At 44.2% G+C, this 16420-nt stretch carries 16 protein-coding genes and 1 pseudogene; 9 read left to right on the forward strand and 8 right to left on the reverse strand.

Going from position 1 to position 16420, the window contains the following annotated elements:
• Window positions 1-591: 591 nt before the first annotated feature.
• The 4 genes and pseudogenes from QUA02_RS30495 (at window position 592) to QUA02_RS30510 (ending at window position 5124) form a co-directional block, all read left to right on the forward strand.
• Window positions 592-1959, forward strand: coding sequence for an IS4 family transposase (locus tag QUA02_RS30495; RefSeq protein WP_333033350.1), 1368 nt, complete (start codon window positions 592-594; stop codon window positions 1957-1959).
• 332 nt (window positions 1960-2291) lie between these two features.
• Window positions 2292-4133 (forward strand): annotated as a pseudogene (locus tag QUA02_RS30500) (RHS repeat domain-containing protein); the annotation flags it as partial.
• 213 nt (window positions 4134-4346) lie between these two features.
• Window positions 4347-4553: an RHS domain-containing protein gene (locus tag QUA02_RS30505; RefSeq protein WP_333033328.1), complete on the forward strand. Its 207-nt coding sequence runs from the start codon at window positions 4347-4349 to the stop codon at window positions 4551-4553.
• The gene (locus QUA02_RS30510; RefSeq protein WP_333033329.1) at window positions 4519-5124 is read left to right on the forward strand and encodes an RHS repeat domain-containing protein; all 606 of its coding nucleotides are present in this window, start codon (window positions 4519-4521) and stop codon (window positions 5122-5124) included. Before QUA02_RS30505 ends, QUA02_RS30510 begins: the two co-directional genes overlap by 35 nt.
• Window positions 5125-5259: 135 nt before the next feature.
• Here the strand turns inward: QUA02_RS30510 and QUA02_RS30515 are convergent, their stop codons facing one another.
• The 3 genes from QUA02_RS30515 to QUA02_RS30525 form a co-directional block, all read right to left on the reverse strand.
• Entirely contained in the window at window positions 5260-5499 is a 240-nt protein-coding gene (locus QUA02_RS30515; protein ID WP_333033330.1) for a ssr2422 family thylakoid membrane protein, read from the reverse strand.
• 145 nt (window positions 5500-5644) lie between these two features.
• Window positions 5645-5977: a XisI protein gene (locus tag QUA02_RS30520; protein WP_333033332.1), complete on the reverse strand. Its 333-nt coding sequence runs from the start codon at window positions 5975-5977 to the stop codon at window positions 5645-5647.
• Entirely contained in the window at window positions 5965-6384 is a 420-nt protein-coding gene (locus QUA02_RS30525) for a XisH family protein (protein ID WP_333033334.1), read from the reverse strand. Before QUA02_RS30525 ends, QUA02_RS30520 begins: the two co-directional genes overlap by 13 nt.
• Before the next feature lie 178 nt (window positions 6385-6562).
• Between QUA02_RS30525 and QUA02_RS30530 the strand changes: the two genes are divergently transcribed.
• Both QUA02_RS30530 and QUA02_RS30535 read left to right on the forward strand, forming a co-directional pair.
• Window positions 6563-7006, forward strand: coding sequence for a retroviral-like aspartic protease family protein (locus tag QUA02_RS30530; protein ID WP_333033335.1), 444 nt, complete (start codon window positions 6563-6565; stop codon window positions 7004-7006).
• 231 nt (window positions 7007-7237) lie between these two features.
• Window positions 7238-8278, forward strand: coding sequence for a GNAT family N-acetyltransferase (locus tag QUA02_RS30535; protein WP_333033336.1), 1041 nt, complete (start codon window positions 7238-7240; stop codon window positions 8276-8278).
• A 2-nt stretch (window positions 8279-8280) separates the two neighbouring features.
• Here the strand turns inward: QUA02_RS30535 and QUA02_RS30540 are convergent, their stop codons facing one another.
• On the reverse strand, window positions 8281-9543 hold the full coding sequence (locus QUA02_RS30540) for a bifunctional folylpolyglutamate synthase/dihydrofolate synthase (RefSeq protein WP_333033339.1): 1263 nt from the start codon (window positions 9541-9543) through the stop codon (window positions 8281-8283).
• Window positions 9544-9601: 58 nt separating this feature from the next.
• Here QUA02_RS30540 and QUA02_RS30545 point away from each other — a divergent pair, with 58 nt between their 5' ends.
• Together QUA02_RS30545 and QUA02_RS30550 are read left to right on the forward strand one after the other, a co-directional pair.
• A complete protein-coding gene (locus QUA02_RS30545) occupies window positions 9602-10459 on the forward strand; it encodes an NgoPII family restriction endonuclease (protein ID WP_333033341.1) in 858 nt (285 codons plus the stop codon).
• 19 nt (window positions 10460-10478) lie between these two features.
• Entirely contained in the window at window positions 10479-11513 is a 1035-nt protein-coding gene (locus tag QUA02_RS30550) for a DNA cytosine methyltransferase (RefSeq protein ID WP_333033342.1), read from the forward strand.
• Between the two features lie 67 nt (window positions 11514-11580).
• On the opposite strand, the gene QUA02_RS30555 is transcribed toward QUA02_RS30550, so the two are convergent.
• Window positions 11581-12819 (reverse strand): Zn-dependent hydrolase, encoded by a 1239-nt coding sequence (locus QUA02_RS30555; protein ID WP_333033344.1) that lies wholly within the window; start codon window positions 12817-12819, stop codon window positions 11581-11583.
• 204 nt (window positions 12820-13023) lie between these two features.
• Between QUA02_RS30555 and QUA02_RS30560 the strand changes: the two genes are divergently transcribed.
• On the forward strand, window positions 13024-13443 hold the full coding sequence (locus QUA02_RS30560) for an allophanate hydrolase-related protein (protein ID WP_333033345.1): 420 nt from the start codon (window positions 13024-13026) through the stop codon (window positions 13441-13443).
• A 161-nt stretch (window positions 13444-13604) separates the two neighbouring features.
• On the opposite strand, the gene puuE is transcribed toward QUA02_RS30560, so the two are convergent.
• The 3 genes from puuE to QUA02_RS30575 form a co-directional block, all read right to left on the reverse strand.
• Window positions 13605-14510: an allantoinase PuuE gene (puuE, locus tag QUA02_RS30565; RefSeq protein ID WP_333033346.1), complete on the reverse strand. Its 906-nt coding sequence runs from the start codon at window positions 14508-14510 to the stop codon at window positions 13605-13607.
• Between the two features lie 105 nt (window positions 14511-14615).
• The gene (locus QUA02_RS30570) at window positions 14616-15329 is read right to left on the reverse strand and encodes a GntR family transcriptional regulator (RefSeq protein WP_333033347.1); all 714 of its coding nucleotides are present in this window, start codon (window positions 15327-15329) and stop codon (window positions 14616-14618) included.
• A 517-nt stretch (window positions 15330-15846) separates the two neighbouring features.
• Window positions 15847-16323: a carbohydrate porin gene (locus QUA02_RS30575; protein ID WP_333033348.1), complete on the reverse strand. Its 477-nt coding sequence runs from the start codon at window positions 16321-16323 to the stop codon at window positions 15847-15849.
• Between the last annotated feature and the right edge of the window lie 97 nt (window positions 16324-16420).

Genomic DNA, 16420 nt, shown 5'->3' on the forward strand with positions numbered 1-16420 from the left:
TAACTTAAGAGTTGGGATTCAATCAACTCTCAGCAAAACTTTCCATTATATCATAAAACTATTTTGCAAGAGGTCTATTCTATTGGTTCTTCTTACATCTCCCAATTGAGTTTTTTCTAATTCTTGTCTTACCCATCCATCGATCATTTTAACCTCATTACTGGGCGATCGCCCGATCGTTTAACTGCACAGATGTTGATTTTTGTCAACTTTCTTGTTAACAATAGTCCGGACAGTTTTCAATCACTAACGGCAGAATGCGGGTTTCAGCCTTCTCAGTGAGGTCAAATGCTAACGGTAGAATGAGGGTTTCAGCCTCGGTCTCAAAAACTGTCCGGAGTATTGTTGTTAAGAAAGATGTTTATAAAGCATAGCTTGTTAAGGGGGGGCTATGAGCAAAACCTCTCTAACTCCCCCCTGATTAATGAAGAAAACCTCTCTAACTCCCCCCTGGTTAATGAGGAAAATCCCTCTAACTCCCCCCTTAGCAAGCTATGCTTTATAAACATCTTTCTTAACAAGAAAGTTGACAAAAATCAACATCTGTGCAGTTAAACGATCGGGCGATCGCCCAGTAATGAGGTTAAAATGATCGATGGATGGGTAAGACAAGAATTAGAAAAAACTCAATTGGGAGATGTAAGAAGAACCAATAGATTTATGAAAATTGTCTCTAATCTGAGTGATAAACCAACATCCAGTGTACCGCAAGCTAGTGGAACATGGGCAGAAACTAAGGCTACTTACGATTTCTGGGATTCACCATATATCAAACCAGCTCAGCTTAGGAAAGGACACGTAGATGCGACAGTAGAAAGAATTAAAAATCATCAAATTATCTTGGCAATACAAGATACAACAGAATTAAATTATACCACTCATAAAGCAGTTAAAGGAGTCGGATACCTTGATAGTAAATATGCTCATGGATTGAAAGTACATTCAACTTTAGCAGCAACAACAGAGGGGCTACCTGACGGCATTATCGACCAATATGTCTGGGCAAGAGAGCCAAAATATTTAGGTAAAGCGGATCTACGTTCTCAAAAATCAACTGAAGAAAAAGAGAGTCAAAGATGGCTTGATGCTTTAAAAAATACGCTATCCATTATACCTGATTCACAACAAGTAGTCACAATTGCCGATCGAGAAGCTGACTTTTATGACTTGTTTGCCTGTGCAAATCGTGAGGGAGCAGATTTTTTGATTCGAGCTACTCAAAACAGATGTTTAGAGTCCTCGTCCAACCATCTTAAAGAAGAGGTGGAATTGGTCGAACCGCAAGTCACAATGACTGTTGAATTGAAGCGCAACCCGACTCGCTCATCACGCAGGGCAACTTTAACTATTAGGTATAAAACCTTAACTATTCAACCCCCTCAAAATCGTCCTAAACAAGAGAAATTAAGTCCGATTAAACTGCAAGTTATTTTAGTTAGAGAATCCGAGCCACCTTCTGAGTCCGAAGCAATTGAATGGTGGCTAGTGACAAATTTACCTATTACTTGTATTGAGGATGTGACTACTTATGTGAGATGGTATGGTTATCGTTGGTTGATTGAGCGTTACCATTATGTATTAAAAAGTGGTTGTGGAATTGAGAAGCTACAATTGGAAACAGCAAAAAGGTTAGAAATGGCTTTAGCTACTTATTCCATAGTAGCTTGGCGCTTACTTTATATTACTCATCAAGCGAGGCTCGCGGATGATGTCAGTTGTGAAATCATGTTAGAACCTCCCGAATGGCAGGCTCTTTATGCAACAATTCATCACAAAAGTTATCCTCATTCTTACCCGCCAACTTTAGGGGAAGCGGTTGGTTGGATTGCTAAATTGGGAGGTTTTTTAGGAAGAAAACATGATGGTTTTCCGGGAGTTAAGACTCTGTGGCGTGGATTGAGAAGATTGGATGATATTATGATAGGGTGGCTGTTATTTAATCAACTAAAAACAATTTAGAATTGGTATTTTTAGAGGGGTAAAATAGCTGTGATGATGAATTATGTTGATGTCATAAGTGATAATTTTTGGTTCCCGCCACTAATGGTAGAAAAATATTTTATTCTGTTTGTCCAAAATGTGCGATCGGGAAAAACCCGATCGCCCTTGAGCAAACTCATTGACAGATGGAGACATCAATGAATATTCTTTGCAGAAAAATTCATATTCGATCGGGCTCTATCGCCCCAAGAGCTCCTACACAAGTAGTTACTTTTGTCAATTTTCTTGTAAAGAAAGATGTTTATAAAGCATAGCTTAGCAAGGGGGGCTGGGGGGGTTATTCCAGCACCTACGACTCGGAACAACAACTCACAAACTCTACCCTTCCTAGTGGTCGAACTGTCCAAGGAATTTACAATCAATCTGGCGATTTAGAACGGGCAACCTACCCAGAAGCAACGGTAGATGTCACCTACGAAAAAGAGTCGAAACGGGTAACAAAACTCGTCCGCACTCCCGCAAATGGCGAGACTCCCCAAGAAATGACCTTTACTTATGACGGCGGTTTAGTGACTGAAATGGCGTGGAGTGGCGTTGCAAATGGGACTTACCGCTATCGTTACGATAATAATTTTTCCCTAGTCGGGATGCAGTTAGATGACGAACCGGAAATCGAAATGAAGCGAGATGCGGACGGGTTGCTGACCCAATATGGTCAATTTCAAGTAGTACGAAATCTGGCAACGGGTGCGCCGACTCAGATTACTGATGGCAAGATGAATGTTGACATTGAGTACGATAATTCCGGTCGCGTGATTTCTCGGACAAATCTGGTTAACGGGCGAGTCATCTATCAATTACAGCTTAGTTATGACGTTCTCAGTCGCATTGTCCAGAAGCGGGAAACGGTGACGGGTACAACCCATATTTACGATTACACTTACGATCTTGATGGTCAATTGATTTTAGTCAGGCGTGACAGTGAAGTTGTCGAGCGTTATGTCTATGATGACAACGGCAACCGGACTGAGTGGCAGTTAGGAGCCCAACAGCATACCGCCAGTTATGATGCTCAAGATCGTTTGATTGAGTTGGATGGAACGCCCTACGAATTTGATGCGGATGGTTTCTTAATGCAGCGTGGTGATATGACGCTCAAGTACAGTGCGACTGGGGAATTGTTAGAGGTGAGTTGGCCTGATGGTAAGGCGATTAACTATACCTACGATAGTATGAATCGGCGGGTGGCGCGGACAGATAAAAAGGGAACGGAGCAGTATCTTTATGGGAATCCGAATCATCCGTTTCCAGTGACGGCGATGCGCGATAATTCTGGAAAATTGAGTGTTTATGAATATGATGATTTTGGTTCGCTGTTTTCGCTGAAACGCGATGCTAATTTGTATTATCTGGTAACTGACCAGTTAGGTACACCGCGAGTTGTTTGTGATGTTAATGGTCGGGCGATTAAAGTTTTAGACTACAACAGTTTTGGTCAACAAATAGCTGATAGTAATTTTCTCTTTGATTTGCCTATCAGCTTTGCTGGTGGTTTGATAGAACCGGATACAAAATTAGTGCGTTTTGGTTTCAGGGATTATGATGCAGTGGCGGCTAAGTGGACTGCTAAAGATCCAATCAGATTTATTGGAGGAGATGCTAATTTATACAGTTATGTCTCAAATGAACCAATCAACTTTCTTGATCGACAAGGAACTGATCGTCTACGTTTTGACATTTGGGCATATTATGGGTTGCCAGGAGATGGAGGAAAAACTAACACATTTGCATATGGAACAGTTTCTTGGATAAATGATCAAGGTAAAGAAATTGGTTTATATCCAATTATATCTGGACAATGGGGGAAAGGAGCATTACCCGAAGGTAATTATAAGATTACTCAGGGGCCGATTGAGTATTTTGATAAAACACAAGATATCTATGCACGATGCCTAGATAGTGTTTCTGGCAAATCTTGGTGGTTAGCTGTTAAGCCAACATTCAAAACAACAAGAGGTGATTTTGGTTTTCATCCAGATGGTGGTACACCAGGAACTGCTGGGTGTCTTGGAATTCCAAAAGGAGTAGACTCTTCAGATCTTTATCAGCGTTTTAAAGATTATGATATCTCACCCAATCATCCCTTGTATCTTGACGTAGTTGGTCCAGGTAGTTGTCAGATTACACGCTGAATATGACTACAGCGTTTTTTTAAATGTTAAATTCAAATTTTTGTCAATTTATCTTGACGACAATTTAGACTTATTCCAGAAACACAAAACTCAATGAAGAAAAACCTGGTTTACACCTACGACAGCATGAACTTTCGGGTTGCTCGTAGCGATGAAAATGGCACCACTTAATACCTTTACGGCAACCCCAACCATCCCTTTCAACTCACCGCCGTGCGTTCTCCATCAGGCAGTTTAAGCCGCTATCATTATGATGATTTTGGCTTACTCTTTGCCCTAGAAAGCGATAACAACTGGTATTACATCACCACCGACCAACTCGGCACGCCGCGAGTGGTCTGCGATGCCAATGGTACACTCGTCAAAGTTCTGGAATACGACAGCTTTGGTCAAGTTATTGCTGATTGTTACCCAGTTTGAACTGCATAATAGTTTTGCCGGGGGGTTGATAGATGTGGAGACAGAGTTAGTGCGGTTTGGGTTTAGGGATTATGATGCTGTAGCGGGGAAGTGGACGGCGAAAGATCCGATCGGGTTTGCTGGTGGAGATGGGAATTTGTACGGTTATATTGTTAATGAACCAGTGAATTTAACCGATCCTTCTGGGCTCGATCCAAATCCGCAGGTTCCTTCTCCAGGGAATTTAGGTCTGCCACCTTTATCGCAGCCAAATATCAGTCTGCCTACTCCGCCTACAGGACAAGGTAACAACAATATTCAGGGTACTCAAACTGGGGGAGGCGGTAAATGCGAAAAACTCGATCTCAGTAGATGGCTAGGTGTTTCGACACGGAGTGGTTATAGTAACGAACCAATTCGTCCAATAAGTCCAATTCGTGGTGGACTGACCACTTCTCAATTCGGGCGCTCCATACCCTATTTAAATCCATATTTAAATATTTATTTTCTTCTAATTCGACCAATGATATTTGGCCCGCAGGTACTTACCCCATCCCTTCCCCCCCCTGGTTATAAAGAGATAGAAATTTAGTATGTTTGCCCCTCACTCACTGTGTACATAAAGTTAATTTTCCAGAAACCGGGTTTCTGCGATAACTTTTGCATCCTACCGAAATATTTAGGAAGAAACCGGGTTTCTCGATCCACGCGATCGCCCCATTCTCGATTACTTCCGCACCACTGAAGTGATAATGACTGTAATAGTAGCACTAGCAATTAAAGTAAAAGCAAGTTGCACCACCCACTGAGTTGCTTGCTGGTAATTAGAAAAGCGATCGTTGAACTTTTCAGAGTCATTTGATAGCCTATCCACACGATTAGATAGCTGGCTCACATCAGTCGATAGCTTGTCTAACTTTTCGATGACATCTGCCAGGGTTGGTTCTTTATTGGTTGTACTTGTCATTGGTTGTGTTTTTACTCACTCGATAATTCTATTGTACTATATTGCCGGAGCGATCGCGTCGATGATATGAGGGCGATCTATCGCACCTAATTCCTTAGAAACCCGGTTTCTTCTGCTCGCACGATCGCCCATTCAAAATCAAAACTCAAGCCACTGCAAATCCTGTAAACTGCCGAACATAAGGCGCTCGAAATCCTAAAACAATATCCGTTTTCGGTACACCTAGTTCCACCAACTGATTGGCCAATCCTTCTTCAGTAAAATCTTGCTGTATCCAAATTTTTCCATCTTTGATATCGATATGAATCGGACATCCATGAATTCGTTCTTCATCGTGCCATCCCACATACAACAATAAATAGCGATCGCGTTCCTTATCAAAAACTACTTCAACTCGATCCAAGTCTTTTTCAGATTGCTCTCTAGCGTGTTGCTGAATTATTTTTTCAATTACTTCGCGGTAATCTAGTCTGTCCATAACGATATCTCCTGCTTTTCAACAACAAAAACTAACAACTTAATTTGCAACCGTTCAATTACCTCTTGAATAAACGAATCTGTAAAAAAGTTGCGATAAACATCCGCAGGTACAGCCAAATACAAGACTCGTTCTGGTTCCAGTTTTTCCAACGCTATCCGATAGTTCAAGAACTGACCGACAGCCGTATGGAATTCTGAAATTGTCGAGAAACCGACAAAACTTTTGACTTCCACAGCTATCCGGCGATTGCCCTTAAGAGCCGAAAGTAACTTTTCTGCTCCTAAGTCTATCTTCATTTTAGCTCGCTGACTTGGTTGCAAAAACAGAGGGTCGTGGGTAATTGTCCAGCCATCTTTCTCCAAAGCCGAACGAACAGTGTTGTGAAATATATCTTTGGCTGACATGATTAAAATTTAATTTTTATTAGATACAAAAAGTATCTATTCCATAATTATAAATTAGATTGATATCCCAGTCAACGATCGTGCCCATATTTCTCAATGCCATTGTTGGAGCGATCGCCCTCAACACAAGATACAATTAAAGGAAGTAATCACTCCGACTCTTCAGTAGGAGACAACTATGCAAATTCAAAACAGCAACGTAATGGGAAAAGTTTTCGCCACTCTGACAATCGTTAATCGAGCCGACCAAATTCTAGCAGAGGCCGGAGTAAAATCGGAAGACCAAATTCGCTCAATTACCCTCAAAAATGTATTAGTAGACACGGGTGCAACTACCTTGTGTTTGCCGCAAGATACGATCGCCCAACTCGGACTGAAACTCCTCAAAGAAGTAGACGTAGCAACCGCAATGGGCATCGGCAAAGCCCGAATTTTCCGAGATGCTACCATATCCATGTTCGATCGGGAAGGAACCTTCGAGTGCTTGGAGTTACCGGGAGGTAAAGATGCTCTTTTGGGAGTCATACCTTTAGAAGCTTTGGGGTTAGAAATCGATTTGCAAAATCAAATTTTAAAACCATTGCCCATCAGTCCCACAGAAACTTATTTGACGATTTTGTAGCGAGATTCATCCAGGATTTACCCACTCCGATCGCAGAAACCGGGTTTTTGGCGACTTGTGCGTGCTGTAACCAAGTATTTTCGTAAAAACCCGGTTTATGGGCCCCCATACGTAATTCCTATATATTAACTTTTATTACAAAAACTCGGCTTTTGCGTAAAAATACCCCGCGAAATCCCAATACACAATAGAAGGGTTTCACCTTCGAGGCAAATTCATCCCCAAAAAACTATGACAGCCGCAACTATGCCGATCGCCCCCATCGCCCCTTACAGCCACCGTCTAGCCACCGCAGAAGACGCAAAGGATCTCGCCCCTCTCTGGCAAGCATTCGCCGCAGAACGCGAATCCATCGACCCCTCAATGCTTGTCAAACCTAACTTCGACTTTGAAAAATACGTCACCAACCAACTCGAAAAACCACTTTCTTTCTGCTGGATATTAGAACACAGCGACAGCATTATCGGCTGTCTATTTATCTACTATTACGACGAAGCCCCGCCTGCAAATCTCCCCGAATACTTGATTCAACAACACCACATTGAAAATCCGTTTCAATCCCGCCGCGTCGGTTCCGTTTTGGGGATGTACGTCCAGCCAGAACACCGGAAATCCGAAGCAATTCAAATGCTGGCAAAAGCTGCGATCGCCCACGCTAAAACAATGAAAGTCAGCGATATAGACTTGCTAATTGCAGCCGATAAACCGGGCATTCAAGCCATGTTGCAGCGGGCTGGATTTACCAAAGCTGCCCTCCAATATACCCGCCATTACGACATGGCAACAGATGCTGAATTACCGAGTTTGCACCCGCCACATCCAGAATTGCCCGATGTCGAATTGCCCGCACCGAGAGCAATTCCTCTACGCGATCCGCAAACTAATGAACTCCTTCGCAATTTTCAAGGAGAACCAGTTTTCTTGATGTCGCTGGTTGATGAAACAGGTGAATTGCTGAAGTCATCTAGCGGTCAACATATTTACCCGGAACTGTTGCTAGATCCTGCAACTAATTCTTGGGTTTTTGATGCAGAAGGCAACTTAATTATCTGTCCGATTTTGCACGATGAAAACGGACAAATGGTGGAAAATCAAGGTTTGGTTCAATTTTATCGTCCAGCGTACCAAATTGTTGACGGAAAACCTGCTCTAATGCGAGATGAAACTGATAACTATGTATTCTGTGATGTCGAACGGGATCAACAGGGAAAAATAGTCAAAACTCCTGATGGATTTCCCGTGTTTAAACAGCCGAAAATCTTGCCAAATTAACTTTAATGGGAGAGTTGTTGTTGCAGGAAATGACCGACGAGATACAGGGAACCGCATAGAACTGTTAAATTGTCGTCTGCAACAGCAACATCTAAGGCTGTTGTTAAGTCAGGAAAAGTTTGACAAAGTGTTAATTCTGGACAGATTTTTTTAGCGATGGTTGCTAATTCTGCGGGAGATTTTGAATTGGGTTCGGGTACGGGAACTAGATAAACTCGATCGCCCTTTTTGAGTAATGCTTTCAAAATATCATCGCAGTCTTTAGTCGCAAGAATGCCGATTACCCAGTTAATTGGTGGCTGGGAACTGTTAAGATTATCTACATATTCGCGCAGGGCGATCGCTGCGGCTGGGTTGTGCGCGCCGTCAATTAATATATTGCGGTTTTTCCAAGTTGTCTGCTGGAGTCTTCCGGGCCATTGGGTTTTGGCGATACCGTTTTCGATCGCAGTTTGGGAAATTTGCCATCCTCGGTTTTGCAGAGTTTCAATAGTTGCGATCGCAATTGCTGAATTCATTAGTTGAATTTTTCCCAGCAGCGGCAATTGATATTTTATTTTAACCGCATTTTCATTTAACTGATATTCTGCTAATCCTTGTCCCAAATCTATTGCCGGTTTTACCCAAGTTGCGGGACAGTCTAATTCTTGAATGCGTTTCTCGATCGCTATTCTAGCCTCTTCTGGCAATTCTCCGATAATTGCCGGACATTTTGCTTTGAGGATTCCGGCTTTTTCCCCAGCAATATCGGCGAGGGTGGGGCCGAGTATTTGCCAGTGTTCGAGGCTGATGGATGTGATGGCGCTGGCGAGTGGTGTTTCGCAAACATTAGTCGCGTCTAGCCTTCCTCCCAATCCGGTTTCTATGACTGCGATGTCTGCTTTTTGTTCGGCGAAGTACAGCCACGCGGCGGCGGTGATGATTTCAAATTGGGTGGGGGTTTCGGTGTGGTTTTGAGTGGCGGCGATTACTCGTTCGAGGTATTCTTGTAGTTCAGTTGGGGAAATTGGTTTTTGGTTGATGCAAATTCTTTCTGTCCAATCAATTAAGTGCGGGGATGTGTAGCGCCCGACTCGATAACCTGCTTCTGTGAGTACGGATGAGAGATAAGCGCAAACGGAACCTTTGCCATTTGTACCGGCAACGTGGATAATGGGTATTTGTTTATGGGGGTTGTCGAGTTTTTCGAGGAGTTGGTGAATTCTTTCGAGGCCGAGGTGGACGCCGAAGTGTTGGTAAGATTTGAGGATGGAGTTTGCATTCATTGAGGATCTCTGCTATGATTAGCTCTGGTTACATTGGGTTCTCTATTTTTTATAACCAATGACGAATATACTGCAAGCGATCGCTACAATTATAAATAACCCTAAACCTGACTTACTCAGTTATTCTAAAGTCCAAAGCAATATGAGTAAGGCAAAGGCATTCGAGTATCTTGTCAAGGATGCTTTTGCTAATGCTATAAATGAAGCGGAACTCAGCAAACCTGAAAAGTACGATGAAGTATTTTCTTGGATTCGTCGCAATCAGAGTAATCCTCCAGATTTAATGCTCAGAAATGGCGATGTCATAGAAGTTAATAAAATAAAAACTTTCAGCGGTCAGATTCAGTTAAATAGTTCCTATCCCAAATCAAAATTATTTTCTAACAATCCACAAATTGTCGCAGCTTGTCGTGATTGTGAAGCATGGACAGAGAAGGATATTCTTTATGCAATTGGAGTCACAAGTAATGACAATTCAAAAGAAAATCTGAAAACCCTATGGCTTATTTATGGTGACTGCTATGCTGCTAGCAAAGAATATTATGAAGGGATTAAAGATCAGATAGCCAGTGGCATTAATGCAATTTCCGATGTCAAATCTAGTGAAACCGAAGAGTTAGGTAGAGTAAATAAAGTAGACCCTTTAAGTATAACATCCTTAAGAATTAGAGGAATGTGGGTCATCAATCATCCTTCCAGTATTTTTAATTATCTAGATACAGGATATGACCCTAAGAAAAATTTTCAGATAATCGCCATAATGAAGGAAAGTAAATATTTGTCTTTTTCACTTGACAGCAGAACAATGATCGAATCCATATCAGTTCCAGGATTTAATATTAATACTCAGTCGATTAAATGTCCCGATAATCCTGAAAACCTCATACCTGCTAAAATTATTACTTACAAAATCTAACACTAAAGGCAAAGGCATTATGAATATCATATCTCTGTTTGCAGGATGTGGTGGGTTGGATTTGGGTTTTCGACAAGCGGGATTTAATATTTTTTGGGCGAATGAGTGTGATCGCACTATTTGGGATACATATAATTTCAATCATCCTGACACTATTTTAGAGCGCAGAGATATCAGAAAAATTAATTTTGATGAAATTCCTGAATGTGTTGGGATTATTGGCGGGCCTCCTTGTCAAAGTTGGAGTGCGGCGGGCGCGAAACGGGGAATTGATGACAGTCGAGGTCAGCTTTTTTGGGAGTATATCAGAATAGTCCGAGACAAGCAGCCTTTGTTTTTTTTAGCTGAGAATGTTAGGGGTATCTTAGCGCCCAGAAATCAGGATGCTTTCACTTATATATTATCGCAGTTTGAGGAAATTGGGTATCGGGTTTCGTTCAAATTGCTGAATGCTAAAAATTTTGGTGTGCCACAAGATAGGCAAAGGGTGATTGTGATCGGTTATCGTCAGAATCTGGGTTTTGGTTTTGAGTTTCCCGAACCTGGGAAGGAGGTTTTGACTTTGAAAAATGCGATTTCTGATTTGGAGTCGATCGCGCCAATTCCAATTAAAGGTAAAGTAGATAACTATCACCCGTTTATTCCCAATCACGAATGTGCCGATTTGGGATTTTCCAGTATTTATATGTCGCGTAATCGAGTTAGAAGTTGGTCGGAACCTTCTTTTACAATTCAGGCGAGCGGCCGACACGCACCTCTCCACCCTCAAGCTAATAAAATGATTTTAGTTGCTAAGGATAAACGCATTTTCGATCCTAATTCGCCTCAGCCTTACCGCAGATTGTCTGTCAGGGAATGTGCGAGAATTCAGACTTTCCCCGATGATTTTATTTTTAAGTACAAGCAGATTGCTGATGGATATAAGATGGTCGGCAATGCAGTACCTGTTAATTTGGCGAAGATGTTGGCGAGTAAGATTTTTGAAGATATTGTTATAGGGAATCGGGAATCTGGCATCGGGAATCGGGCATTATCTTTATTATCTGTCATCTGAATTTTGTCAACTAACCTATGTTTTTAGGACGTTTTGAATTGCTGAAACCATCGCTTATTCGGCCGCCCTAGTCGTAAATTATATCGAGCTTCAAGAACGTTTGCAACAGCGCATTTGCTCCCTGAGTGCACTGTTCGGGGGAAGTATATTCATCTTCTGCATGGCTGATGCCACCGCGAGAAGCAACGAAAATCATCCCCATATCGGCAAACCGTCCGATTTCTTGAGCGTCGTGTCCGGCGCGGCTGATTAAATGCGTGTAACTCAAGCTTAATTCCCGGCAAACTTCTGCAATTGCATTTTGAATTTTTGGTGCTGCTAGCGTCGGAAATACGTGCAGCATTTCGGTCATTTCAACTTCGGTTTTGGTGGCAAGTGCGATCGCCCCAAACTCCTGTTTCATTTTTGCCAGCAACTCTTCCAAATGAGTTTGAGATATATCGCGCAAGTCGATTTTAAAATCCACCTTTCCCGGCACAATATTTGTAGCATTCGGCGACACATTTAAGTAACCCACCGTTGCTACCTGTTCTCCGGGTGTTTCCACTCCCAACTTGTTGACTGCGAGTACCATTTGGGCAGCAGCTACCAGCGCATCTTTTCGGGCGTGCATCGGCGTCGATCCGGCATGATTGGGGCGACCCATTACCGTCACTGCATAGCGGTACTGTCCGACAATGCCTTTGACTACTCCTATTTCGTCGCCGGTACTTTCCAAAACGCCTCCTTGTTCGACGTGCAGTTCTACAAAAGCTGCTATTTCTTGGGGATGGCGTTTGGCATCCCCAATTTTTGACCAATCTCCGCCAATTTTGCCCAAGCAAGTTTCAATGGAAGTACCGTCGCTGCGTCGGTAATATGCCGCGTCGCTGACTGTATTTCCGGCCATTGCTTTGCAGCCGATAACGGTGCATTCTTCGTCAGTAAATACGATCGTCTCAATGGGATGTTCCAAGCGCAGGTTATTTTCGTGCAGTACCCGCACCACTTCAATCCCCGCCAAAACTCCCAAAACTCCGTCGTAATGGCCGCCCACAGGAACGGTGTCAATGTGAGAACCTGTGGCTAGCGCTGCACCTTCGCGCTTTCCGGGATATCGACCGATAATATTCCCCGCCGCGTCAATGCGAACTGTCATCCCTGCTTCTACCATCCAAGATTCAACGAGTTGGCGGGCCAGCAAATCTGCTTTGGTAAATGCTACCCGACTGACGCCTCCTCCCGGCAGTTTGCCGATTTGGGCGAGTTGGGCAATGCTGCGGTTGAGGCGCGAGCCGTTGACTGAAAGTGTTAATGTAACTGTCATCTAAAGTTCTGCTATTGATTGATTTAACTAATTGTTGTATACTGTATGCAATAGCATTTAAATGGGCGAAACAATGTAGCCTTGTTTACAAAAATCGATGGCTTTGGCACTTAAACTGCTGTATACAAAACACAGTAAGCAGAATAAAGGCGATCGCGGCGATTTAACTGTACAAAAAAGCACAATTTTTGATCGGGTGTGGATATGAGTCAAACAGCAATTGCAGCCAAACGAGTGTTCATTTGCGGTTCTGCCCTTCGGGGTCAGCCGGACAACAGCAACCTTGGAGAAGCCAAGTTTATCAGAGAAGCGAAAACTCGTCCGATTTACCGCTTGCACTCCGCAGAAAATGGCTGGCATCCTGCAATTTACGAAGTGGCCGCCTCCGGCGTATCAATTCCGGGCGAAGTGTACGAACTGACTCCAGAGCAATTTGAACAGCTTGCAGCGGGGGAACCGCCGTATATGTATCCGTCGGATGTGGTTTTGGAGGACGGGGAAGTGTTGACGGCTTTCTTGTACCCGCAGGAGTTGGTGGACAAGTACCAATGGGAAGATATTTCCGATCGAGGTGGGTGGGCCGCTTATAAAGCCAGCGCGGTTAACGCAGGGCAAATTAACTGATTCCGCTGGCATCGGGGGGCGGGCGAGACGCCCACCCCACAATCAAATTGAGTGGTTGTGGAACAGGCATCTTGCCTGTTTGTTTGGGCGGCGGGCGAGACGCCCACCCACAATCAAGTTGAGTGGTTGTGGAACAGGCATCTTGCTTGTTCTTGAAAATGCTACGGCTTGTGATGTTCGTGCCAGTGTCGGGCAATATCGATGCGGCGGCATACCCACACCTTTTCGTGCTGCTGCACGTAATCCAAAAAACGCGCCAGCGCAGCAGCGCGCCCCGGCCTGCCCGCCAAACGGCAGTGGAGTCCCACACTCATCATCTTGGGCGCTGTCTCGCCCTCGGCGTAGAGTAAGTCGAAAGCATCCCGCAGGTAAGCAAAAAACTGATCGCCGGAATTAAACCCCTGACTCGTGGCAAACCGCATATCGTTGTTGTCGAGGGTGTAGGGAATTACTAGGTGGGGTCGCGAGCACTCGTACACCCAGTAAGGCAGGTCATCCGCGTAGCTGTCGGCATCGTAGAGAAAACCGCCTTCCTCGGCTACTAGCTTGCGAGTATGGGGGCTCGTGCGCCCGGTATACCAGCCGAGGGGACGGCTGCCTGTAACTTGCGTATGGAGGGCGATCGCCCTGTGCAAGTGCTCCCGTTCCGCTTCTTCTCCAAAATACTTATAATCGATCCAGCGGTAGCCGTGGCTGGCAATTTCCCAATCGGCCTCTAACATCGCTGCTACTGCTTCGGGATGCCTTTCTAATGCCATCGCCACCCCGTAAACTGTTACCGGAATTCTCCTAGAAGTAAACATCCGGTGCAGCCGCCACAAACCGGCCCGACTGCCGTATTCGTAACAGGATTCCATATTCATGTGGCGCAGTCCCGATAGGGGGACGGCCCCGACAATTTCTGACAGAAACGTTTCCGAAGACGCATCTCCGTGCAGGATGCAGGTTTCTCCGCCTTCTTCGTAATTGATGACAAATTGCACGGCTATGCGTGCTCGATCGGGCCATTTAGGGTGGGGCGGATTTTGCCCGTAACCGATTAATTCTCGCGGATAATTTGCTGACATATTACAGTGCGAGCGTCCCGCTCGCGATCGTTAATTGAGATTGTCGCGAATTGAGATTGTCGCTCTGGCGATCGGGAGAGATTCTTTTTAATGGTACGATCGCCTTTATTTTAACTTATCTATTTTCCCGTGCTGCTGTTCTATCTCCTGAATTTCTTTAATTACCCGCGCTTTGCTGGCGATTAAATGTTCTTTAATTGCTTGCCCTGCGGCGGCAGCATTCTGTTCGCTCACAGCTTGATAAATGCGGCGGTGTTCGCTGCGAATTTCCAATACTCCCGGATTGTATTGCATTGTGCGGAGCCGCACTAATATCATTTTGTCAAACACCTGATCCAACAGAGTTACCAACCAAGGATTGCCGGAACTTTGCGCTAGCAAGCGGTGAAATTGGCAGTCTGCGTACAGCAATTGATAGTTGGTGAGTTCGCCCGATCGCAAGGGTGTTGTACTTTCTGCCTGCTGGACGATCGATTCGAGTTGTTTCAATTGAGCGGGTGTAGCATTTTGACTCGCCCCGGCCGCCGATAACTGTTCCAAAGCGAGCCGACAATCGTAAAGATCCGCAGCATCGGCGATCGAAAGCGTAGCGACGCGCAATCCATTATTCCGATCGGCAGTCACTAAATTCTCTCGTTGCAGTTGGCACAAAGCTTCTCTCACAGGAGTTCTGCTGACGTTTAGCATTTGGGCCAGTTGTGTTTCGATCAGGCGTTCTCCACCTGCTAATTCCCCCGACAGGATAGCAGTTCGGAGAGCTTGGTAAGTTTGTTCGTGGAGGGATTGAGTGCGGCGAATCGCGCGAAATGAAAGGCCCAAAATCAGTTATCCTTCAGTTTAAAATAAAGTTAGTTTACTATTGTTAAAAGTTGTTGATTCAGCCTCATCTCTAAAATTTTTCTCTTAAATGACAGCAGGTTTTGGCTGACTCATGATCAATCATACAGCAAATTGACGTTTCTGCACCAGATAGGTATAGATTGCAGGCGACATCTGTAGGGAGGCGCTTCGACTCAGTACGGCAGGGGTTGAAACCCCTGCCTCAAAGCGAAAGTCGGTTGAAACTGAGATGTTGCACCATTCTCAATTACTTGTTTAGGAACAGGCAAGATGCCTGTTCCACAAGAAAATTCACTCTTTGTGGAACAGGCATCTTGCCTGTTCTTGAGAATGGTGCAAGATGTGAGTTGAAACCGACTAAAGAGTTTGAGACAAATTGAAAACAATTGCAGTCCTCTTTTAGAGGACTTTAGCTATGAGACAGGGGTTTTCAACCCCTGTCGGACTGTCCGACTGTCGGACTGTCGGACTGGCGGACTATCGGAATAGCACTCCCTTAAAAGCTAAACTGAGTGCGAAGATTTCCCACAAATACAGTCGGATTGCCATCAAAATTGTTGGCATTGAAAATAGCATAAAATGCCGGGACGATCGCAATATTATTAGTAATCAGGTAATAGTACGAACCCTCTACCTCGTACTGAGTACCTCCATTACCCCCGCCCGACAGCAAAAATCTGCGGCCCGATATGTAATCGTGGGGAATCACAAATGAAAGTACACCCAGCGCGCCCTTTTTTCCCAAATCGGGAAATCCCATCCCGACTTGAAAAGACTGTACCTTAATATCTCCGCCAGAGCGATCGCGATTTACCGGATTTACCTCAAGTTGCCCGTAGGAATACCGCCCGAATAAACCAAAATTTCGGGTCAGCAACCAATCAAAATTGACAACAAAAGCATCTGCACCGGAGTCTCTAACTCTTCCCCCGAAACCGTCATCTGCATAGCCGTAAGGCAGCGGCTCGCCCACTGCTCCGCCGATGAATCCATTAAGTAGTCAGACAGAATTAATTACACAAATACATAGTATAATGATATTTCCGGCAAAATTATGAGTTAATTACAGT

It is taken from the genome of Microcoleus pseudofavosus SVA1_A4, from assembly GCF_036700565.1.
GTDB lineage: Bacteria > Cyanobacteriota > Cyanobacteriia > Cyanobacteriales > Microcoleaceae > Microcoleus.